The 20,938-nt window shown below is 66.2% G+C and carries 17 protein-coding genes and 2 pseudogenes; 14 read left to right on the top strand and 5 right to left on the bottom strand.

Annotation, left to right across the window (positions count from 1 at the left end; genetic code table 11):
- Window positions 1-46: 46 nt before the first annotated feature.
- Complete coding sequence (locus BLV94_RS15775; RefSeq protein ID WP_072940989.1) at window positions 47-1,390, top strand: polysaccharide pyruvyl transferase family protein; 1,344 nt, start codon at window positions 47-49, stop codon at window positions 1,388-1,390.
- Window positions 1,391-1,447: 57 nt separating this feature from the next.
- Here the strand turns inward: BLV94_RS15775 and BLV94_RS15770 are convergent, their stop codons facing one another.
- Window positions 1,448-2,017 (bottom strand): GNAT family N-acetyltransferase, encoded by a 570-nt coding sequence (locus BLV94_RS15770; RefSeq protein ID WP_072940987.1) that lies wholly within the window; start codon window positions 2,015-2,017, stop codon window positions 1,448-1,450.
- A 368-nt stretch (window positions 2,018-2,385) separates the two neighbouring features.
- Between BLV94_RS15770 and BLV94_RS15765 the strand changes: the two genes are divergently transcribed.
- The 4 genes and pseudogenes from BLV94_RS15765 to BLV94_RS50900 all read left to right on the top strand — a co-directional run.
- Window positions 2,386-3,864 carry a P-loop NTPase family protein gene (locus BLV94_RS15765; protein ID WP_072940985.1) on the top strand — a complete coding sequence of 493 codons (1,479 nt, stop codon included), beginning with the start codon at window positions 2,386-2,388 and terminating at the stop codon, window positions 3,862-3,864.
- Between the two features lie 9 nt (window positions 3,865-3,873).
- Complete coding sequence (locus BLV94_RS15760) at window positions 3,874-5,397, top strand: O-antigen ligase family protein (RefSeq protein ID WP_143051393.1); 1,524 nt, start codon at window positions 3,874-3,876, stop codon at window positions 5,395-5,397.
- The gene (locus BLV94_RS15755) at window positions 5,394-6,458 is read left to right on the top strand and encodes a glycosyltransferase family 4 protein (protein ID WP_072940980.1); all 1,065 of its coding nucleotides are present in this window, start codon (window positions 5,394-5,396) and stop codon (window positions 6,456-6,458) included. Before BLV94_RS15760 ends, BLV94_RS15755 begins: the two co-directional genes overlap by 4 nt.
- Window positions 6,416-6,922 (top strand): annotated as a pseudogene (locus BLV94_RS50900) (glycosyltransferase); the annotation flags it as partial. The gene BLV94_RS15755 and the pseudogene BLV94_RS50900, both read left to right, overlap by 43 nt.
- A gap of 6 nt (window positions 6,923-6,928) precedes the next feature.
- Here the strand turns inward: BLV94_RS50900 and BLV94_RS50895 are convergent.
- The gene (locus BLV94_RS50895; protein WP_244163881.1) at window positions 6,929-7,216 is read right to left on the bottom strand and encodes a hypothetical protein; all 288 of its coding nucleotides are present in this window, start codon (window positions 7,214-7,216) and stop codon (window positions 6,929-6,931) included.
- Here BLV94_RS50895 and BLV94_RS50890 point away from each other — a divergent pair.
- The 3 genes and pseudogenes from BLV94_RS50890 to BLV94_RS15745 all read left to right on the top strand — a co-directional run.
- Window positions 7,097-7,357: pseudogene (locus tag BLV94_RS50890) on the top strand (glycosyltransferase); the annotation flags it as partial. The gene BLV94_RS50895 and the pseudogene BLV94_RS50890 overlap by 120 nt on opposite strands.
- Before the next feature lie 95 nt (window positions 7,358-7,452).
- Window positions 7,453-8,733: a glycosyltransferase gene (locus BLV94_RS50885; protein ID WP_244163603.1), complete on the top strand. Its 1,281-nt coding sequence runs from the start codon at window positions 7,453-7,455 to the stop codon at window positions 8,731-8,733.
- On the top strand, window positions 8,733-9,938 hold the full coding sequence (locus BLV94_RS15745) for a glycosyltransferase family 4 protein (RefSeq protein WP_072940975.1): 1,206 nt from the start codon (window positions 8,733-8,735) through the stop codon (window positions 9,936-9,938). Before BLV94_RS50885 ends, BLV94_RS15745 begins: the two co-directional genes overlap by 1 nt.
- 14 nt (window positions 9,939-9,952) lie before the next feature.
- Here the strand turns inward: BLV94_RS15745 and BLV94_RS15740 are convergent, their stop codons facing one another.
- Complete coding sequence (locus tag BLV94_RS15740) at window positions 9,953-11,332, bottom strand: putative glycoside hydrolase (protein ID WP_072940972.1); 1,380 nt, start codon at window positions 11,330-11,332, stop codon at window positions 9,953-9,955.
- A gap of 74 nt (window positions 11,333-11,406) precedes the next feature.
- Here BLV94_RS15740 and BLV94_RS15735 point away from each other — a divergent pair, with 74 nt between their 5' ends.
- From BLV94_RS15735 to BLV94_RS15715, 5 genes are all read left to right on the top strand, one after another.
- Window positions 11,407-13,563 (top strand): heparinase II/III family protein, encoded by a 2,157-nt coding sequence (locus BLV94_RS15735; protein WP_244163602.1) that lies wholly within the window; start codon window positions 11,407-11,409, stop codon window positions 13,561-13,563.
- Between the two features lie 78 nt (window positions 13,564-13,641).
- Window positions 13,642-14,961: a nucleotide sugar dehydrogenase gene (locus BLV94_RS15730; protein WP_072940966.1), complete on the top strand. Its 1,320-nt coding sequence runs from the start codon at window positions 13,642-13,644 to the stop codon at window positions 14,959-14,961.
- 2 nt (window positions 14,962-14,963) lie between these two features.
- The gene (locus BLV94_RS15725; protein WP_072940965.1) at window positions 14,964-15,992 is read left to right on the top strand and encodes a glycosyltransferase family A protein; all 1,029 of its coding nucleotides are present in this window, start codon (window positions 14,964-14,966) and stop codon (window positions 15,990-15,992) included.
- 128 nt (window positions 15,993-16,120) lie between these two features.
- Window positions 16,121-17,575: an oligosaccharide flippase family protein gene (locus BLV94_RS15720; protein ID WP_072941208.1), complete on the top strand. Its 1,455-nt coding sequence runs from the start codon at window positions 16,121-16,123 to the stop codon at window positions 17,573-17,575.
- On the top strand, window positions 17,576-18,124 hold the full coding sequence (locus BLV94_RS15715) for a YdcF family protein (RefSeq protein WP_241031528.1): 549 nt from the start codon (window positions 17,576-17,578) through the stop codon (window positions 18,122-18,124).
- Here BLV94_RS15715 and BLV94_RS15710 read toward each other — a convergent pair.
- On the bottom strand, window positions 18,079-19,248 hold the full coding sequence (locus BLV94_RS15710) for a transferase (RefSeq protein ID WP_083395914.1): 1,170 nt from the start codon (window positions 19,246-19,248) through the stop codon (window positions 18,079-18,081). The genes BLV94_RS15715 and BLV94_RS15710 overlap by 46 nt on opposite strands.
- 62 nt (window positions 19,249-19,310) lie before the next feature.
- Between BLV94_RS15710 and BLV94_RS15705 the strand changes: the two genes are divergently transcribed.
- Window positions 19,311-19,877, top strand: coding sequence for a dTDP-4-dehydrorhamnose 3,5-epimerase family protein (locus BLV94_RS15705; protein WP_072941205.1), 567 nt, complete (start codon window positions 19,311-19,313; stop codon window positions 19,875-19,877).
- A gap of 19 nt (window positions 19,878-19,896) precedes the next feature.
- On the opposite strand, the gene BLV94_RS15700 is transcribed toward BLV94_RS15705, so the two are convergent.
- Window positions 19,897-20,937: an NAD-dependent epimerase/dehydratase family protein gene (locus tag BLV94_RS15700; protein ID WP_072940960.1), complete on the bottom strand. Its 1,041-nt coding sequence runs from the start codon at window positions 20,935-20,937 to the stop codon at window positions 19,897-19,899.
- Between the last annotated feature and the right edge of the window lies 1 nt (window position 20,938).

The raw sequence follows: 20,938 nt of genomic DNA, 5'->3' as shown, positions 1-20,938 counted from the left end.
GACTGGAGCCGTACTGGATATCTCTCCGGAACGTTCAAGGACAGTAATGGCGAACTATGAGGCCGACTCGACGGGCATCGACAGTTCGACTGTGCGTGTATTGATCGAGAACGGGGAGTACTGGCTTACCAATCGAGGTGACCTCGCCATCCTCGACGTCACCGTCCGGCGCCTGAGTGAGCGATGGCCGGGTGCGCGGCTCGGCGTTCTGACCTACGCACCGTCGTTGCTGCGCGCGTTCGCTCCCGCCGCCGAGCCGGTGACCTATCGACGTGGGAGCAGATGGTCACGATCCGGACCGTGGTGGCAGGTGCCAGCGTACGCCGGGCCCCGGTTGGTCGGCCCGGTCTCGGCGGGCTGGTGGGCTGTCTCTGATCGTCCACGGCACTACGCGCGCAAGGTCCGGGACTCCCTTCGCACACCGACCGCCGTGCCGGACGAAACCGGGCGAATTCCGCGCATTCCGATGGCCGTCCGCGATGCCTCACTGGTGCTCGCGATGGGCGGCGGCTACATGACCGACGTGGATCCCTACCAGGCTCACCGCACCCTCGATCTGCTCGAGCGTGCGGCTGACCTGCACATACCGACCGCGATGTGCGGACAGGGCATCGGACCGCTCACAGGAGAACACATACTCGCTCATGCCATGCGTGTCTTGCCCAAGGTCGACCTCATCGCGGTCCGAGAGCAAGAGCGAGGTCCCGCTCTCCTGCGGTCGCTCGGCGTGCCTTCTGAGCGGGTCGTGGTTACCGGGGACGACGCGGTGGAGTTGGCCTACGGCATGCAATCCGACACGATCGGGACCGACATCGGGGTTTGCCTTCGCGTGGCCGGATACTCCCCGGTCACGGACAGGGCGCAGGATGTCGTCGGCCGTGTGTTGAGGGGGTTCGCCGGCACGGTCGACGCTGGTCTCGTCCCGCTGATCGTCTCCGAATACGAGGCCGAAGATCGTCACTCGACGATGCCGTTGGTCGACGGGTTCCCGATCGTGAGACCCACGGTGGGGCGCTTCGCCAGTGCCCGGGACCTGGTGTCCGAGGTGGCGCGATGTCGTGTACTCGTCACCGGCGCATACCACGTTGCGGTTTTCGCTCTCGCCCAGGGAATTCCGGTTGTGGGCCTGTCGACTTCGCGCTATTACGACGACAAACTCGGTGGCCTGAGCGGGATGTTCCCCGGCGGTGTCGAGTTGGTTCAGCTCGCTGAGGACGGGCTCGACGAACGGCTCACGCGTGCGATTCACCGCATGTGGAGGGAGGCCCCGGGTCTGCGATCCGACCTGCGTGCGCAGGCACGCGCGCAGGTGTCTGCGAGCAAGCAGGCGTTCGAGCGAGTGTTCGCGCTCGTAGAGTCGGAACAGTCGCGCCGGGCTACGGAACGATAACGCGCCGTTCGTGTTTCGGGCGAATCGCGCGCCGCGAATGCGGTGGTCAGGGGGCCGTCAATGTTGGATGGTGTCGGGATGTGGGTCCCCCGTCTTCGGGGCGAGCGCCCACATTTCCGGCGTGATCGCCCACATGTCGTGATCTCGACGGCGGCCGCCGACGTCGAGGAAGCTGGCCATTGTGCCCTCGCGTCTCAGGCCCATGCGCTCAGCACGCTTCGCAGCCGCAGCATTGTCCACACAGATGGGCGCGGTGACTCGGCGTAGTCCCAACGTACTGATCGCGTATTCCGCGAGTAGCACGCCCACACCTGCGCACACGCCCTTGCCCGTCACCCGGGCGTCGAGCCAGATGCCTAACTCTGCGGTCTTGGTGCGCACGTCGATACGCTCGAGATTGCATTGCCCCGCAAAGCGCCCGTCGATCTCGACCACCAGCGGCAGCGCTAATCCGGCACGGGCGGCTTTTCGTGACTGGAGGCATTCGTCCACCCAGATCGCCTCGGTGTGGCGCTCCGGCCAGCTCAGGGCAGAACTGACCCAGTACGGTTCGATCAGACGCTGATCTCGCAGCCGAATTTCCCGCCAGGCGGCTGCGTCGGACAGCCGAGGGGAACGGAGCGCCACCTCTTGTCCGGCGACGACTACCGGGCCGAGGCGTAAGGCCGGGGCCCGGCGTGCAAGATGAATCCGGCGGAGCGGCCGGAGGTGGAACCTGGCGGCCGCGACGACTGCAACTCTTGTTTTCGGAAGATCCAACGATCTCACCTCTGGCGATTGATGATACTCGGCCGCGTGTGCTAGTCGTCAAATATGAAAAATCCGCCAAAACCATACCGCAGGTACTCTTCTATGGAGTAAATTAATCTTGAGGTCGGGAAGATCGCTTAGTCGACATTTCGGGTCGGCGCCGTGGGTTGAACGATGGCGTGCCGAGCCGCCCGACATCTCAGCGGGGGCGCGCGATTCTCCGCAACCTGATGGTGGAGGGGCAGATGACCAGCACATTGAACGTCCAGCTCGAGCGCATCTGGCGCCGTCGTGTGTTGGTCGTCTTCGTTGCTGCACTGGCGGTTCTCGGAGCGGTCGCGGCGGCGAAGGAAGCCGGGACCAGCTATACGGGCAGGGCGGCGCTGATCGTCTCCTCGCCGGGCCGGGCCCCCGAGCAGGACGCAATCCTCGTGGTGGGGTATGTCGACTACTTCAACAACGGGCCCTACCAGGAGCGGATCCGGGCTCGCGCGGACGTTCCCGACGATGTGACCTTCGCCGCCAGCACGGCTGCTGCGAGTCCGATCCTCTACATCGACGCCACCGCGAACGATCCCAAGGTCGCGGCGTCCTCGGCAGCCGCAATGGCCGGGGCCTTCCGCGACGATGTCAACACCGTCAGGTTCGCAGGCAGAGCCGGCACCCTCGAAGAGCTCAGGCAACAGCTCGAGGAGCAACGTTCGTCCCCCGAAGCAGACCCCGTCGCAATGGCGCAGCTCCAGGACCGAATCACTGCGATCGAGTTGGACACGACGAACGAGCTGCAGGATCAGCAGCTCGCTGCGGGCGTCGCAGAGGAGAGCCCGTCTCTGGTACGGAACGCGGTACTCGGGCTGTTCGGCGGCCTGATACTCGGGTGCGTTGCCGCTCTCGCGCTGGATGCGGTGTCGAAACGCCTCACGACCGCCGACGACGTGCGTGCGAAGGCCGGCGTGGATACGCTGGTCGAGGTTCCGCGTGGTGGGAAACCTCGGGCGGAACAGCGTCGCGAGGCGCAATTCCGACGTTTGGCAAACATCGTCGGCTTGGCCGATCTTCCCCGCCCTGCAACGGTTGTGGTGACCGCGCCGCGGCGTACGGAGGGCGTTGCCCAGGTTGCGCGGGCAATTGCCGAGCACAGGGCGATCCAGGGCGAACGTTCCTTGATTCTGCGGGCGGATCTGCACGGTTCCGAGCGCGCCACGAATACCGATGAAGTTCCGGGCGTTGCGGATTTCCTCGCTGAGGCCACCCCACCTGCGATCGCCGGGTTCATCCAGGAGGCGGTACCCGGCGAGATGCCGGAGATGCCGAGTGGAACGGGAAACGGTGATCCCTACGCGCTGTTCACCCGTGAGCGGTTCGGCAACCTGCTCCAACACGCCCACAGTATCGCCGACATGGTTGTCGTCGAGGCTCCGCCGATCACTGAAGCAGCTGAAGCGCAGGTGATCTGCGCGGCAGCAGACGCGGTAGTGCTGGTGGTCGAAAGGCGCCGCACGCGGGTCCCCGAAACGGTGGAGGCATGTCGGCTGCTCGGGCAGGTGGAGTCGAGATTGCTTGGTGCCGTCATCATCGATCCTCGATGCGCACGACGCAGTGCGCCGATCCCGCCATCGGCCGAGTCGGACGAGTCGGCCGAGCCGGCGGACTCGGACGAGTTGGAAACGGTCGACCTCGTGAAGGTCCGCGAGTCCGCTCCGGATCGAACCGCGCGTCCGTGACCTGATGACATGAGACGGACACCGAGCCTCGCCGACCCCGCCAGTGTCTCGTCCACGGGTGGATGGACCTCCCGATGGATGGTGGGCGCGGTGTTCCCCGTGGCTGTGCTCGTCGTGCTTGCAGCCGCCGCGAAGGTGCCGACTCAATTCGGTGTGCTCCTCTTGCTCGGCGCCGTCGGCAGTGTTCTCGTCTTCGCCGGGCTTCGCGATCCGGTGGTCGCTGTGCTCCTGCTGTTGGTCACCACGTTTCTCCGGGTCGCCCTACCCAGCATTCTGCCCGTGGATCCCTTCGTCCTGGCGTACCTCGGCGTTGTGGGCGCGTGGGCAATCTGGATTGCCCGGGGAATCAACCGCGCTCCGCGTCTGGGCGCCATCGAGTGTGCAATGGTTCTCTACGTCACCTGGAACGTGATGTCGATGTTCTCCTCGCACCAGTACGGCTCCGTAATCCCTCTGTCCGGCGCAGAACTCTCCGTACCGCGATTCGTACTTACCGGCACCATCATTCCGTTCACGGTGTTTCTCGTGGGGCGGTACACATTCGACCGGGCGTCTGCAGTCCGGCTACTTCTGTGGACGATCCTGTCGCTCGGCGCTTACTCGGCAGCGATGTGCATTCTGCAGTTTCATGGTCCGACCGCACTCGTCTGGCCTCGCTACATAGTCGAGTCTCCGAGCTGGGAGGGGCGAGCCGTCGGCATCTTCGACCAGCCTGTGGTCAACGGCGTGGTGTTGACCCTCGGTTTCATCGTGGCGCTCCTTCTTGCCGCAACGCGCAGTGAACCCCGGTGGAGCAGGATTCTGGCCATCGCTATCGCGGTAGCGTGCGCATACGGCGTCTATCTCACCCACACGCGAGTCGTCTGGCTGGCATTCACTGTTGTGGTTTTGATTGGTGCGACGTTTGCCAAGGGATTTCGGACCGGGTTCGTCATGACCGGTGCGGTCATGACGGCCGCCGTGGCCATCAAGTGGTCGACCTTCACCAGCAGCGATCGGTCCGCGGGTGGCGTCGGATCACCCGACGAACTGCAGGATCGGCTCAACACTGCGGAGACGGCGATCTGGGCAGTCCAGGAAAAACCGTTGGCGGGGTGGGGGATCGGGCGCTTCACCGCGATGAATACGTACCATCACCAGAGGTGGGCGCCGGATGTGCCATGGATTCGCGGCTTCGGAATCGCGTCCCATTTCAATGAGCTCGGAATCGCGGCGGAACTGGGGCTGATCGGGTTGGTTCTGTGGCTCGCGGTGCTTCTTCTCCTCGCCAGTGGTCTCTTCCACGCATTCCGGGTGCTGCCGGCCGACGGCCTGTGCGGGAGGCGTCTCGCGCTGGTGGCGATGATGGCCTTCGTTGTGCTGGTGATCGCGGGCCTCACGGTAGATCTACGGTTCTTCGACTTTCCGAACGCGGTCGTGATGCTGCTCGTCGGAATCGTAATCGGCTGGGCAGAGCGGGCTCCCGCGGACCAGATGACACCGGATCCGCCTCGACGCGCGACTGACTCGGTCCCAGCACAGGAACGCGCATGAACCGGCAGCGGGCCCTGTGGGCGGCGACCAGTACGTCCACCCGGGGCGGAGTAGCGAGTTTCGTCCGAACGATGCAAGCTACTCCGCTGTGGGAGTTGTGGAACGTTCGCCATGTCAGTACCCACCGGAACGGCACGGTAGCCACGAAGATGGTGGCGTTCGCGACGGGGCTGGGGGCGTTCGTGACTGCGCTGGTTTTGGACCGGCCGGATGTGGTTCACCTTCATACCTCCGTCGCCGGCAGCTTCATCCGAAAGGCCATCCTCGCCTGGATCTGTCGAATCTTCCGGGTGCCGGTCGTGATGCATGTGCACGGTTCCGACTTCCATCAGTTCTACAGCCGATCGCCGCGCCCAGTGAAGGCGCTCATCCGCGCCACCCTCACCGGTGCGGACGCGGTGGTGGCGCTCGGCGACTGCTGGGTGGAGCGCCTCGAGCGGATTGCGCCACAGGCACGGATCGTCTCTGTTCCCAACGCGGTCCGGCCTTGCCGTCCGGTACGGCAGCCGTCCGGAAGTGAACAGGTGCACGTGCTGTTCCTCGGCTGCATCGGCGATCGCAAGGGGACTTTCACGTTGCTCGACGCGTGGGCGAAGATGGTCGGCGACGGAGGCGAGCGTGCGCGACTGACGATCGCCGGTGACGGCGAAGTGCAGCGCGCGCGGGACAGGGTCGACGAGCTGTCGGTGGGATCCACCGTCACGGTGCTCGGATGGATCGATCCGGCTCGGGTGCCCGAATTGTTGGCGAGCTCCCACGTACTGGCCCTGCCCTCGCGCAACGAGGGCCAGCCGATGGCGATACTCGAGGCGATGGCCCACGGTCTGTGTGTTGTCGCCAGCGCCGTGGGGGGCATCCCCGAACTGATCGACGACCGTTGTGGGGTGCTGGTTCCGGTCGACGACGTGGACGCACTCGCGCAAGCCTTGCGTCACGTGGTCTACGACGGCGATGCCCGCACCCGCATCGGAGCGCAGGCGTTGGAGCGCATCCGGGCCGAATTCGACGTCGACGTCGTGTGGCGCCGTTTCGATGCCCTTTACCAGGAGGTGCGGCGGTGACGGCCGATCGCCCACTGCGGGTGTTGCATGTGGTGCCTGACCTCCGCGTCGGGGGAGCGGAGCGGCACGCTGCAACGCTGTTTCCCCGACTGGACCGAGAACGGTTCGAGCCCAGCGTCATCTGCATCGGAAGCGAGGGCGAACTGTATCCGGCCCTGGCGGCCGGTGCTGTTCCCGCCCTGGCGTTGGGACGAACGAAGCTGCAGGCGGTCGGTGCCCTATGGGACCTCGTGCGTGAGACGCGCAGGATTTCCCCGGACATCATGATCGTGCGCGGCTTCAACGCCGAGACTCTCGGCCGTGTCGCGGCTGTCCTGGCCCGAGTTCCACGGACGGTCGTATGGGTTCACAACTGCGGTGAGACCACCACGAGGAGTGTCCTTCGGCGGTTCGCCGACCGCGCACTCGGCCCGGTCACGAGCGCGTATTTCGGTGTGGCGAAGGCGCAAGTTCCCTATCTGGTAGGCGATCTACACATCCCGCCGGGCAAGATCCGAATAATCCACAACGGGGTGGATCCCGCAGCATTCGATCCGAGTGGAGATCGGGCGGCGATCGCGGAGTTCGGGATCGGGCCGCTCGACCGAGTGGTGGGGATTCTTGCCGCGCTGCGGCCCGAGAAGGACCACGCCACGCTGCTGCACGCGGCACGGCTGGTCATCGACGAGCTGCCGGCCGCAAAGTTCCTGGTGGTCGGAGACGGGCCGATGAGAGGCGAGCTGGAACAGCTGGCCAGTGAGCTGGGCATCGCGGACCATGTGGTCTTCACCGGTTCTCGTCACGACGTGAAAGATTTGCTCGGAGGGATGGACGTCTTCGTCCTGAGCTCGTACAGCGTGGAATGTTTTCCGATGGCGCTGCTCGAGGCAATGGCCGCGGGTCGGCCGGCGGTCTGTACCGCGGTGGGCGGCGTGCCGGAGATGATTACGGAGGGGGTGACCGGATTTCTCGTGCCCCGCGTTCGCCGCATGCGCTCGCCGAGAAGCTGCTCCGAGTGCTGTCGGAGCCCGAGAAATCCCGGGAAATGGGCCTCGCGGCGCGGACGCGAGTCGAGTCCGAGTTCAGCCTGCGCACAAGCGTCGCCGAGAGCGAACTCGCGCTCGAGGAGGTGGCGGGGCGACTCCCACCTCGTTCGACGAGGCCGATCCGGCTCAGTCTGGTGTTGGACTTGACGTTCGTCGGGGGTGTCGAACTCCTGATGCTGGAACTGTTCCGGAACTTCGATCCACGGGTCGTACGACCACGTCTGATCTGTCTGCGCGAGGCCGGGCCCCTCGGCGAGGAGTTCCGGAGGGCGGGATTCGAGGTCGAAGTGCTGGGGCGTACGGGGCGCTACGACGTTCGAACCCTGCCACGGTTGATCCGCAGCCTGCGACGCGATCGCACGGACGTGGTACTGGTCACTCATCATCATCGAGCGGCACTGGCGCTGGGGCGAATTGCGGCAAGGCTGGCGGGAGCGCGTGCCAACATCGTCGCCGCCCACGACATGGACCTGACGTCGGTCGGCAAGCGCTGCCTGCCGCGCTCCACGGTGGAAACGCTGTGGCTGTCCGACGCGCTCGTCCTGCTCGCCCCTCGACAAGGCGAGTACCTCCGCCGGGAAGAGGGTGTTGGGCGCTTCGCCTGGCGACGCACACGCGAGGTGGTGATTCCGAACGGGATCGTGCTGCCTCCGCTGCCGCGAAACACCGACTCCGAGCTTGCCAGGGCCGCATTCGGTCTCGACCCGCGGGACTTCGTCGTCGGTATCGTCGGTCGCCTCAGCGATCAGAAGGCGCACCAGATGCTCTTCGAAGCGATTTCTTCGGTGGCGGAGTCTGATGTGCGGGTGCGGCTGGTCGTGATCGGCGGCGGCGAACGTGAGGCCGAGTTACGCACTCTTGCGGATGAACTCGGGATTGCCGGCCGCACACGCTTCATGGGCGTTCGACGGGACGTGCGACAACTCCTGCCGGGACTCGACGTGTCCTGTCTGTCGTCGGTGCACGAGGGAGTGCCGATCATCGCGATCGAATCCATGGCCGCGGGCGTGCCGCTCGTGGTCACCGACTGCGGTTGCCTGCGAGACATGGTCACCGATGGTGAACAGGGCTACGTGGTGCCGGTCGGAGATGCGCATGCGATGGCGCAGCGGCTCCTCGCCCTGGCCGCGGACCCGGGGCTGCGCACCCGGCAGGGGTTGTCGGGGCGTGCACGGGTGGAACAGCAGTACCGGATCGAAGACACGGCGCGAGGATTCGAGCGTCTGCTCACCGAAGTGGTGGAGGTGTGATGAGTCGGCACATTCTGATTCTGGTAGAGAACCTTTCGGTACCGTTCGACCGCCGGGTGTGGCAGGAGAGCACTGCGTTGGTGGAGGCCGGCTATCGCGTCACAGTGATCTGCCCGATGGGGACCACCCAGGACAGGGAGCCGGACGTCACGATCGACGGGGTCCGTATTCTCCGCTACCCCCTGCGTGCCGCGGAGGGTGGGCCGTTGGGCTATCTGCGGGAGTACGGGCTGGCGTTGTGGCACACCACGCGGCTCGCTCTTCGGGTGCGCCGAGAAGATCGGGTCGATGCCGTCCACGCCTGCAATCCGCCCGACCTGCTGTTCCTCGTCGCTGCGCTGCTTCGCCCGGTCGGCGCCAAGTTCGTGTTCGACCACCACGATCTCGTGCCCGAACTCTTCCTGTCCCGGTTTCCCCGAGGCGGCCAGGTCCTCTACTGGGCGACCAGACTCCTGGAACGGCTCACACTGGCCACTGCCGACGCCGTCATCTCGACGAACGAGAGCTATCGGCGGGTTGCACTCGAGCGCGGTCATCTGGCGCCGGAGCGGGTTACCGTCGTCCGGAGTGCGCCCGATCTGAGTCGATTCGTCCGCCGAGACCCCGATCCGAGCCTGCGGCGCGGCAAGCGGTATCTCGCGGCATACCTGGGGGTGATGGGTCCGCAGGACGGCGTCGACTATGCGTTACGCGCCCTCGCTCACCTGCGGGACGGCCTCGGCCGGGACGACCTCCACTGCATATTCATGGGCGCGGGGGACGCCTTCGAAGACATGGTCGCCCTCAGCGAGAAGCTCGGGCTCACGGACACGGTCGAATTCACCGGCCGGGTCCCCGACGAGTTCGTGCAGCGGTGTCTGTCGACCGCCGACGTCTGTCTTGCGCCTGACCCACGAAACCCGTTGAACGATGTGTCGACGATGAACAAGGTCGTCGAGTACATGGCGATGGGGCGGCCACTCGTCTCGTTCGAACTCGTCGAGTCGCGAGTATCGGCGGGGGAGTCCGCTGTCTACGCCCCGGCCAATGACGAATCGGCCTTCGCGGCTGGGATCGACGAGCTGTTACGGGACTCCCGGAAACGTCACAGGATGGGCGAACTGGGCCGGGCTCGGGTGGAGCAGCAGCTGTCGTGGGAGACGTCGCGCCGGGCACTCATCGACTTCTACGCGCGGCTCTTCGCGGTCGAGCGGGTGATGCGATGAGAGACCGGATGCGGTTACGGGTTCTCGCGCAAGAGCACGAGACCGTCGCTCGGCTGGAGGGTCACCGACGTGACGGTGGCCCCGTTGTTGGTGCTCGGATCCAGGCTGCCGTGAAGTCGCCGAAAGGGTGTCTCGAGCTGCACTTCCCGGGCTTTGCCATCGGTGTTCAGCAGGACGATGCCGTGCTCGAAGTCGCGACGGAAGAGGCCGTGGCCCAGCGACCCGACCCCGTCCGCATACGGATCGTTCAGGGCGGCCGGCGACGGGTTGGCCACCAGGGGATGCCCGAGGTACCCCGGGCCGAGTCCGCCACCGTCCATCTCGTCGAAGTAGGCCGGCTCGTCGTAGTCGGCGCCCATCGGGGCCCAGAATCCGTCCTGGAGCAACGTCGCCGCCAGGAAGTACCGGGCACGCTGGAAGTCCGGTGCCGAATGCGGTGCGGGACCGAGCCTGTCGATCGTCATCGCCAGGCCGGGCATGCGATGGTCCCCCTCGGCAGTCAGACTGGCATACTGCTCGATGTCGAACATAGGATTCCGGTCGGCGCGGGGGTCTGCGAATTTCTCCCACGCCCGGCCATCCAGTTGTTGCGCCAGCAGCGTCCGGTCTCCGTTCGCGATCAGGATGGCGTCCGGAATTCGTCGCCGGATGATCTGTTCGGCCAGGTTCACGCCACGCTCCCAGGGGTTTCCGAACCCGTAGATCGCGTCGTCCGGTTCGTCGGTGCCATCGGAATCGATGTCCCAGTGATCTCGGTTCGCACTGTAGATCCGGTCGCCCCAGACGTCGAGGAAGATACCGTCCCACACCCCCGCAGACCAGACGTCGTCGACCACCCAGTTCGCGGCGTACTCGGCAAAGACCTGGCCGTTGATCCGTGGCGCCTGGTCGGTGAGGTTGGTCATCGTCGACTCCGGCCACTCGCTGACCGGCGCGCCGTCCATGGTGTGCGCCAGCCAGGAATCCGGGAACGCACTTTCGCCGTTCTGGTCGTACTGCCACAACGCGTATCGGTTGGCCCAGTAGGCCTCCGAGCCGAGTTGATCGGGATGGTCGACCACATTCACGTAGGCGAACAACCGGAGGCGCGGGTTCGCGTGACGGAGTTCGTCGAAGTACTCGCGCGGCTTCCGGTTCGCCCATTCGTTGTCGATGACTACCACGTCATATCGGGCGAGCTCGTCGACGGACGGAAGTTCCTGCTGATTGAGGAAATACGTTGCCGTCCTGGGGAACGTGAGGGAGTGCGGATCGCCGGGCGCGGGCACAGGCGCCGGCGCCGGAGGTTCTCCGACGGGCGTAGAGCACGCGGCGATCAGTCCGACGGCTGTAATGGCCGCCGTCAGGGCGAATCGGAAGCGGCCGAACCGCCGGAAGGCGAGAATGCCGGGCACCGAGTCAGCTTGACACGCCCGACGGCACCTTGTCACGTGCCGCACGAGGTTCTCGTATTCGCAAGGAGGACGCCGTGAGTCAACTCCTCTGGCGCGTACGCCGATTGCAGACGATGGGACCGCGCGAGGTGGCGTGGCGTGCGAGTCGGGCCGGTCGGAGCCTGCTTCCGCGCAGCGGGCGCGGCGAGACGACCGACTCCGAGTTGCTGGGGACGCCGGAACCGGACTGGGACGCCGCATTGGCGAGATTCCGGGAATGCGTCGGCCGTCCGGCACTTCTGGACCGCGACCGGGCCGCCGACATCGCCCGTGCACATCCGGCCGCGGTCGGGCAGGTGATCGCGGCCGCCGAGCGTGTGGCCTGCGGGCGATTTTCGTACTTCGGTCACCCCGAAGTGACGCTGCCGGAGCCGATCGACTGGCATTACGACCCGCTTTCGAAAGTGGGCTGGCCCGTCGTGCCCGCATCCCGAATCAACCACCGCACGGCGGACGGTGATCCGAAGTGGATCTGGGAGCTCAATCGACTCCAGCATCTGCCCTGGCTCGCCGAGGCGTGGTTGTTCACCGGTGAGGAGCGATTCAGTGACGCGGCGTTTCGTCAACTCGACTCGTGGATCGAACAGAATCCACCGGGCCTCGGCATCGGATGGCGTGGTGCATTCGAGGCGGGCGTGCGCTCGATCTCGATCGCGGTGGCACTACAGGGGCTGCGGGATTCGCCCGGGTTGACGACCACGAGGTTCCGGGCTGTCGTCCGTCTGCTCGCCGAGTCTGCCCGTCGTTGCTGGGACGAGCGTTCGCAGTTCAGCTCGGCCAACAACCACCTCGTCGGGGAAATGGCCGGCGTCGCCACAGTGGCGATTCTTCTGCCGGAGCTGGCCCGCGCCGAGTCCTGGGAGAAGGACGCGATCCGTGTGCTGTCCGCCGAGGCGGCCCGGCAGATCTTGCCCGACGGCGCAGGCGCCGAGCAGTCGGTGGGATACCAGGTCTTCACGTCGGAACTGCTGCTCACCGTGGCCGCATTGCTGACGCTCCGTGACGGTCGACCACCGCCGGAGTTGATCGCCGCCGTCGACCGGAGCGCGGACTTCATCGCAGCACTCGTCGGTGATCGTGACCCGGCGCCACGCTACGGAGACGACGACGAGGGTTTCGCGCTCCGGCTCGGCGCCGAGCCGGTGCGCACGGTCCGAGATCATCTCGGCACGGTCGCCGCGGTGACCCGCAACGCGTCGGCACGCCGGGTGGGCGGCACGACGCTGTCGGGGGCCTGGATGAACTACGCTCGCACAGAACCTGTTTCCGGATCGGAGGCCGTCCCAGAACCCGGTCCTCGCAGCTTCTTCGCTCCGGACGGAGGCCTGGTGGTGCTGCGCGCCGGAGCGCGGCGGCTGACTATGGACGTCGGCCCGCTGGGATACCTCTCGCTCGCCGCACACGGGCACGCCGACGCCCTCGCAGTGACGTTGAGCATCGACGGTGAGGACGTCATCGGCGATCCCGGCACCGGCAGCTACTACAGGCACCCGGACTGGCGCGCTGCTCATCGGGGCACTCGCGCTCACGCGACCGTGTGTGTCGACGGCCTGGACCAATCGGTTGTCGGCGGGCCGTTTCTGTGGACGGAGCATGCCCGCGTACGGGTGCGGTCGGTCGACCTCGAGCGCAGTGTCGTCGATGCCGAACACAGCGGCTACGGGAGACTCTCGAAGCCGGTGGTGCATCGGAGGTGGCTCATCGCGCCGCCGGATCGGGGCAGCGTCCTCGTCGTCGATCTCATCGCAGGCCGAGGCCGCCACGAGGTGCGCACGTCGTGGCCGCTGTCGCCGTCGCTGGACGTCACACCGGTCGGCGGGGGTCACCTCGCCAGCCGAAATGGGGAGCCGATTCTCCAGCTGGTCCACGCCGCCAGCACTGAGCTGATTCCGTACGAGGTACGGGGCGACGCCCGGCACGGCCTCGGTTGGTGGTCGTATCGGCTGGAATCGAGAGAGCCGTCATGGTTGGTCGGCGGATGCTGTGCCGGCGAAGTGCCGGTAGCGGTCGCTACCGTGCTCAACCCGATGGACGAGCGCGGCGCGTGGGCCGAAGACCTCACCCTTGCTGTTCGCGATGGGTCCCTCGCCGTGAGATGGCGAGATGGGGATGCGTTAAATCGAGTAACAATCAACTGCGCGATCGGAACCACAGCTAAAAACGGGGACGTAGTATGGAATACGCTGCACTAGCAAACCTTGAGATCCCTACTGGTTTTGGCGGTTGAGATGAGCGCGACCGAATTGTATGTACGTCCATCGGAGCGTCGGATGGCCCTGAGCGTCTTCGGGCTGGGGTATGTCGGATGTGTTTCCGCGGCATGCCTGGCATCCCGGGGTTTCCCCGTGGTCGGGGTCGACGTCAATTCCTCGAAGATCGAATTTCTGCGCCGAGGCCAGACCCCGGTCTTCGAAGAGCGGATCGGCCAGCTGATCGCCGAGGTCGTGGAATCAGGGTTGCTCACCGTCAGTGACGACCCCGCCCGCGCCGTCCTCGACAGCGACGTCACGATGGTCTGTGTCGGCACCCCGTCCGCGCCGGGGGGAGGACTGGCCACCCGCTATCTCGAACGTGCGACCGACGAGATCGGCGCCGCCCTGGCCACCAAGGACAGTTTCCACGTCGTCGTCTACCGCAGCACCATGGTTCCGGGTACCTGCGAGGAGATACTCATCCCGCGACTGGAACGCGCATCGGGCAAGCGGGTGGGAGTCGACTTCGGCGTCTGCGTCAACCCCGAGTTCCTGCGCGAAGGCAGCAGTGTGCGCGACTTCCTCAATCCGCCCAAGACGGTGGTCGGGGAAAGCGACGAACGCAGCGGGAGGCAGGTCATGGGTCTGTACGACGGGCTCGGTGGACCGCGGTTCCGCGTTCCGATCCCGGTCGCCGAGATGGTCAAGTACGTCGACAACAGTTTCCACGCCCTGAAAGTGGGGTTCGGCAACGAAATCGGAGCCATCTGCGCGTCTCTGGGACTCGACTCACACGCCGTGATGGACATCTTCCTCGCCGACACGAAACTGAATCTCAGTGCCGCCTATCTGCGTCCGGGATTCGCGTTCGGGGGATCGTGTCTGCCGAAGGACGTGCGCGCGCTGATGCATACCGCGCGAGTCCATGACGTCGAAGTGCCGGTGCTGGCGAACGTGCTGGTGTCGAACGAGATGCACCTGCGGCGGGCAGTGGACCAGGTGATCGCATTGGGTAAGCGCAGGATCGGCATCTTCGGTCTGTCGTTCAAGCCCGGCACGGACGATCTGCGGGAGAGCCCGATGGTCGAGCTGGCCGAGAGGCTCATCGGCAAGGGCTACGACGTCAAGATCTGCGATGCCAATGTCGCACTGTCCAGGCTGTTGGGTGCGAACCGCGAATTCATCGAGGAACTGCTGCCGCACATCGGTCAGGTTCTCACCGATGATGTCGATGCAGTTCTCGACCACGCGGAGGTGCTCATCGCCGGGTCCAGGGAGCCCTCGGTGGTGGCGGCGGTCAACCGGGCGGGCGCGCAGCACACGGTGGTCGACCTCGTCAGACTCCCGGGCGCCGAGGAGCGGCGCCGGCGCGAAGGTTACGTGGGTTTGGGGTGGTAACGGTGAGCGTGTCGCGACCCCTTCCTGCATTCAGCTTTCTGACCACCGCGTACCGGACCGAGCCGTACCTGGTGCAGACGATCGAGTCGGTGCGCGGCCAGACCCGTACCGACTGGGAGTTGATCGTCGTCGACAACGGACGCTCCGACGAGATCGCGGCGATAGTCCGGTCCTACGCATCCGACAGCCGAATCAGACTGGTGAGACAAGAGAATCGTGGATACGAGGGGGGCGTGACGGCTGCGGCCGCGCTGGCGCGCGGACAGTACTTCTGCGTGCTCGACAGCGACGATCTGCTGATGCCGGACTTCTGTGCGCGCACCGGGACGGTGCTCGCCGCCGACCGGGGCATCGACGCGGTGGGCTGTGACGCCTTCCTGTTCGACGACCACGGTGGCACACACAAGGGATACCTACGCTCTATCGGCTTCCGGACACGACCGCACCCTGGGCACCCTCTCACGCTGACCGACATGCTCGCGGGGTACATCCCCTACTACACGGGCGCGGTTCGGCGCGAGGCGTGGAGTGCTGTATGCGGGTACGAGCACGCGACACAGGAAGTCGAGGCGGACGTGGTCATGTGGCTGCGGCTCGTCGCCTCCGGATTCGACGTGCGAATGCTCCCCGAACGCCTCGCGCGCTGCCGGGTCCGGAAGGACTCGGTATCGCGCGACCCCGCCGGGGTCGAGGCGTTCGATCGGCGCATTCAACGGTCGTTCCAGACGGTGGTGCATTCCACGAGCCGGGCCGAGGACCTGGACGCGCTACGGACGAACCTGCAGCGGTTGCGGTATCACCAGGCGATGCGGCAGGCTCGACGGTCTCTGCTGGAAGGAGACCTGGTCGCGGCGCGTGTCGAGGCGAAAGCGGCGTTCGCGCAGCGGCACACGCTCCGCGCAGCCCTGGTGGCCTGCTCGTTGTCCCTCTTCCCTCAGACGATGCGCAGGCTGCATCCGCTCAAGCAACGGGCGACCGCTGCTCTCGAACACACGATCGGTCGGCGTAGCGAATCCGTGAGTCGGCTGTGAACGATGGCGGCGCGGTGGGTTCGTCGACACCCGGGCGCGCCCCCGAGCGCGATGACTCGGGATCTGTACCGGCGCCCGAGACCGTCCCGGTCGGCACTCTGAGCGGAAAGCTGCGCCGCGGAGCGGCGATGGCAGCGGCCGGTCTGCTGATCGTGCAGGGTGTGACGTTCGTGCAGACGTTGGTGCTGGCGCGATTGCTGAGTCCCGAGATCGTCGGCGTGTTCGCGGCGGGCACGGTGATGACCACCTTTCTGGTGGTCGTCACCCACGGTACGTTGGCCCAGGCACTCGTTCAGCGCGAGCACGACGTCGAAAATGCGGCCACAACGGTGTTCTGGGTGACGCTGGGCACCGGGATCCTCATGAGCCTGGTCATGTTGGCGGCGTCTCCATTGATCGGACGCATATTCAACAGCCCGGCGGTCGGGACCGTGGCCGCTGCCATGTCGGGGTCGATGTTGTTGATCGCGATCACGTCCGTCCCGGATGCCCTGATGCAGCGCCGTTTCCAGTTCAAGCGCCGGATCATCGTGGATCCCGCCGTCGGGATCACCTTTGCAGCGGGTTCGATTGTCTTCGCCGCCCTGGGGTACGGAGTCTGGTCCCTGGTGATCGGCTCGTATTCGTCGATGCTCGTGTGGATCGTCGCGAGTTGGTGGCTGTCCCGATGGCATCCGTTCGGTGGGCGGTTCTCGATTCGGCTCTGGCGTGAGATGGCGGTCTTCTCCTTTCCGCTGTTGCTGGACGGCGCGGCCGCCAGGGCTCAGGAGGTCGTCGAGTTGACGATCATCGGTCGCGGGCTGAGCGAGGCTGCGCTCGGCAACTACCGCTACGGCCGCAGGATCGCGTTGCTCCCCGGCATGGCGATCGTCCAGGTCTGCTCGTACGTGCTGTTTCCCGCCTTCGCTCGTATCTCCGCCGACTCTCAGCGGTTCAAGGACGCCTTCCTGCGTGCTCTGAGCTGGATCTGGCGGGTGGCGATGCCGGCCGGGGCACTGATGGTCGCCGTCGGTGAGCCCGCCGTCGTGGTGCTGCTCGGCGAGCCCTGGCGCGGTGCCGGAGTGGCGGTGGCATCGATGTCGGGCTTCGGACTCGGCGTGGCGATGAACTCGGTGAGCGCGGAGGCGATGAAGGGCGCCGGCCGATCCAGCCGTATGAATTGGATGACCGCAGCGGGCTTGCTGACCGGGGTCCCGTTGCTGCTGCTGTTGCTACCTCTCGGGCTCGCCGGGGTCGGTCTCGCGGTTTCGGGGGCGGCGATCGTCGTGGGGATCACCGGGCTCGGACTCGCACGCTCGGTGGTCGGGGCATCGGGCGGTGAGATAGCCCGGGTGATGGCCCCACCGGTGATCGCCTCGCTTGCGGCGTTCGCGGTGATCGCGCCGCTCGAACGGTACGTGGTGCAGTCGGACCAGCGGTCGATCGCAGTCGGACTCGCGGCGATCGCCCTGGAGTGTGTCGCGTTCCTGATCGCCTACCTGCTGACCCTTCGGCTGGTCGCACCGTCCGTCTTCGCGGAGATACGGGAGGCCGTCCGCTCGGTCGGTGGCCGCGTCGCACGAGCCGTGAGAGGGGAACGCTAGGTGCGCCGGACGGCTCGATGGTTGCGCTGGATGTTCATCTGCGTGGTTGCGGCCGTTCTCACCGCGACGGCAGCGTGTGTGCCGACATATGTCGAACCCCAACTCGACGAGCTGCACCGAGCCGATGCGATCCTCGTCCTCGGCGGCCCCGGACACGAGCGGTATACGTACGGACTCGACCTCGCGCTCGAGGGGCTCGCCGGGAATGTGGTGCTGTCCGATCCGAGCGGTGGATCCGACAAGTGGCTCGCTCGACTTTGCGCGGCGCAGTTCGCGTTTGCCCTTGTCTGCTTCGATCCCGACCCCGCGACCACCGCCGGGGAAGCGAAGGCGTTCCGCGATCTCGCGACCGCCGGCGGGTGGAACAGCGTCATCGTGGTCACGTTCACACCACACGTGTCACGGGCTCGGTACATCATTCAACGCTGCTTCGGTGGGGACGTCATGATGGCGGCCAGCCCGGCGGACATCTCGACCGCCGATTGGGTGTGGCAGAGCGGCTATCAGACGGCAGGGTACGTGCGGAGCGTGTTCCAGCCAGGCTGCTGACCTCCATGAGCAAGTGCGTGATCGGCGTCCGGCCGGTCCCCGTCGGCAATGTCCACCACCCATTTGCCGGTCAACCCCGGAAGCTGCGACTGCACCTCCGGGAGCAGGTCGGCGATTGTCAGCAGCACCACGTCGGGGTCGTCCGCGAGCAGCTGCGCAGGGGAGATGATCGGGACGTCGGTGCCGGGCATCCGGCGGCCCTGTTTCGTGGGGGACGCGTCGGCTACCGCGCACAACACGCGATGGTCGACTCCCGCCCGGCTGAGCAGGGCCACCGCCCGGGACGCCGCGCCGTATGCGTAGACCCGTTGTCCGCGACCGGCCATCGTGGCGAGCCAGGTATGCAGCGCACCGGCGTGACCGTCCGCAGCCTGCTGGAGGGTCCGGAGTGTTCGCGGCTCGCACACCCCCAGGGCGTTTTCAGCCGCAAGGATGTTGCGGACGGTGTGCGATGTGTCCGAGCGGACTCCGTGCCGCGCGGCAATCAGGACGGTGCCGCCGTAGAGGTCGAACTCCCACGCGTGCGACACGCTCATCCCCACGTCCGTGAGCATCCGCTGCAGCGCGGTCAACGAGTAGTACGCATAGTGACCGTGCCGCAGCGCGTTCCACTGGCGGTGTGTGACTATCGTAGCGAGAGAGTGGAATTGGAGCAGAAGGACACCGTCACTTGCCGTCGCGTTCACTCGTTCCCGCAGTGCCGACCGCTGGCAGGCCTCGTGCATGAGGCCGAAGCAGTCGAGGACGACCGAGGCACGTCTCCCCGGGGGCGGCGGGCAGAATCCGCGCGACGCGAGCAGTCCGAGCCAGCTACCGCCGTGCGGGCTGCCGAACTCGAGTACGGTGTCACCGTCGAGGAAACCCGACACCGCGACCGTCCGAACGGCGTCGGCAGCCTGCTTCCTCAACGCCAGCGGCTCGACGCCGTGCGGCTCCTCGGGCGTCGTGTCGTCCTCCGCGAGTTGCGCGAGGCCGCACCGTCGGCACAACTCCATTGCCAGCGGATGCGCCGACTCGCACGAGTCGATCGCCGACCACTCCGGCGGGAAATGGTCCGCAGCAGGCGTGCACCCGAGGTCGAGCACCCGCACCGTGTCGGATCCGGCACATCCGCGGCAGATCATCGTGGCCACCCTGACTTCCGGAAATGCCGGACCCGCCCACGGCGATGCGGCACGATGGTGATGTGCGCGTCGAAAACACGGAACTCGAGGACGTCCTGCTCTTCACTCCCGAGCCGTTTCGGGACGGGCGGGGACTCTTCACGCGGACGTTCGATGCGCAGATCTTCGACGACGCCGTCGCGCGCCGGGCGTGCTCGGGCCGGCCGGTCCGTGCCGCGGACTTCGTGCAGGACTCGCAGTCGCGATCGGTGCGCGGCGTGATCCGCGGTATGCACTGCAGATCGGGAGATGGCGAGGCCAAGCTCGTGCGTTGCGCGCGGGGAGCGATATACGACGTGCTCGTGGACGTGCGGCGGACGTCGACGACCTTCGGCCGGAAGCAGGCGTTCAGGCTCGATGACGTCAGCTTCTCGCATCTGTTCGTGCCACCGGGATTCCTCCACGGTTTCCAGGCAATCACCGACTGCGACGTCTGTTACCGGATCGACCGCGGGCACGATCCCACCGAAGATCTCGCCGTGGCCTATGACGATCCCAGCCTGAGGATCGAGTGGCCGCTCCCGGTGTCCGCTGTGAGCCCACGCGATGCCTCGGCGGGAAGCTGGGAGGCTCTGCTGCGGTGTCTCTGACGACCGCGAGATGCCGATGTCAGCCATGTCCGGCCCCGACACGGAGAAACCGGAGTGACTCGTCGAGCACGCCCGAGGCCCGCAGCGTCTGCAAGTGAGCCAATCGGGTGAATCGCGTGGTGAACAGTTCCTCGGTGAGCCCCCACCGCACGTAGTTCTCGTACAGTTCGACCGCGCCGTCGGCGACGGTCCACTGCGGTGTGTATCCGTCGAGCGCCGTCCGGATCGCGCTGAAGTCGACTCGATACGACCGCGGATCCGGGCCAGTCTCTCCGGTGACGGCGACGGTCGAGTCGGGCACAGCCGCCGCGGCGGCTTCCGCGATCTGCGCCACGGTGACGTTGTTGGTCTCCGTGCCCACGTTGTAGGCGCGGCAGTGAACAGCGTCCACAGGCGCGACGAGTGCGGCGCAGAATGCAGTGGCGATGTCGCGGGCATGTACGAGCGGACGCCATGGTGTGCCGTCCGACAGCACACGCACAGTGCCGGTGAGCATCGCGACGCCGACGAGGTTGTTGAGAACGATGTCCGCGCGAAGGCAGGGCGAGAACCCGAACGCGGTAGCGTTTCGCAGAAAGACCGGCGAGAACCCCGAGTCGGCGAGGGCGGTCACGTCTTCCTCTACGCGCACCTTGCTCTCCGCGTACGGGGTGAGTGGGCGCAGGGGAGCGTCCTCCGTCACGAGTTCGTCGCCTGCCGAGCCGTACACCGAGCACGTCGATGCGTACAGGAAACGTTGTACTCCGGCATCTTTCGCAAGTCGAGCGAGACGTACCGACGCGTGATGGTTGATGGCGTACGTGATTTCGGGGGCGAGTGAACCCAGCGGGTCGTTCGACAGCGCGGCGAGATGGATCACCGCGTCGAATCCGAAAAGATGTGACTGCTGCACATCGCGCAGGTCGACATCGATCGACGGCACGTCCACCGGAGCGGGACCGAGAATACAGCCGGCGAACAGTCCCGAGTCGAGCCCGACCACGTCGTGACCGGCGCCGAGCAGACACGAAGCCATGACCGTGCCCAGGTAGCCACGGTGTCCGGTGAGGAGTACTCGCATG

Source organism: Rhodococcus koreensis, assembly GCF_900105905.1.
In the GTDB taxonomy this organism is placed as follows: Bacteria; Actinomycetota; Actinomycetes; order Mycobacteriales; family Mycobacteriaceae; genus Rhodococcus_F; species Rhodococcus_F koreensis.
Note: the sequence above shows the minus strand (reverse complement) of the source record. Positions and strands in the feature narration are given on the sequence as shown.

Coding starts and splice junctions, on each gene's coding strand:
- BLV94_RS15700 (WP_072940960.1), bottom strand. CDS start 20,937: ATGCGAGTACTCCTCACCGGACACCGTGGCTACCTGGGCACGGTCATG.
- BLV94_RS15710 (WP_083395914.1), bottom strand. CDS start 19,248: ATGATCTGCCGCGGATGTGCCGGATCCGACACGGTGCGGGTGCTCGAC.
- BLV94_RS15775 (WP_072940989.1), top strand. CDS start 47: ATGGCGAACTATGAGGCCGACTCGACGGGCATCGACAGTTCGACTGTG.
- BLV94_RS15720 (WP_072941208.1), top strand. CDS start 16,121: ATGGCAGCGGCCGGTCTGCTGATCGTGCAGGGTGTGACGTTCGTGCAG.
- BLV94_RS15755 (WP_072940980.1), top strand. CDS start 5,394: ATGAACCGGCAGCGGGCCCTGTGGGCGGCGACCAGTACGTCCACCCGG.
- BLV94_RS15765 (WP_072940985.1), top strand. CDS start 2,386: ATGACCAGCACATTGAACGTCCAGCTCGAGCGCATCTGGCGCCGTCGT.
- BLV94_RS15730 (WP_072940966.1), top strand. CDS start 13,642: ATGGCCCTGAGCGTCTTCGGGCTGGGGTATGTCGGATGTGTTTCCGCG.
- BLV94_RS15745 (WP_072940975.1), top strand. CDS start 8,733: ATGAGTCGGCACATTCTGATTCTGGTAGAGAACCTTTCGGTACCGTTC.
- BLV94_RS50895 (WP_244163881.1), bottom strand. CDS start 7,216: ATGGTCCGCGATGCCCAGCTCACTGGCCAGCTGTTCCAGCTCGCCTCT.
- BLV94_RS15760 (WP_143051393.1), top strand. CDS start 3,874: ATGAGACGGACACCGAGCCTCGCCGACCCCGCCAGTGTCTCGTCCACG.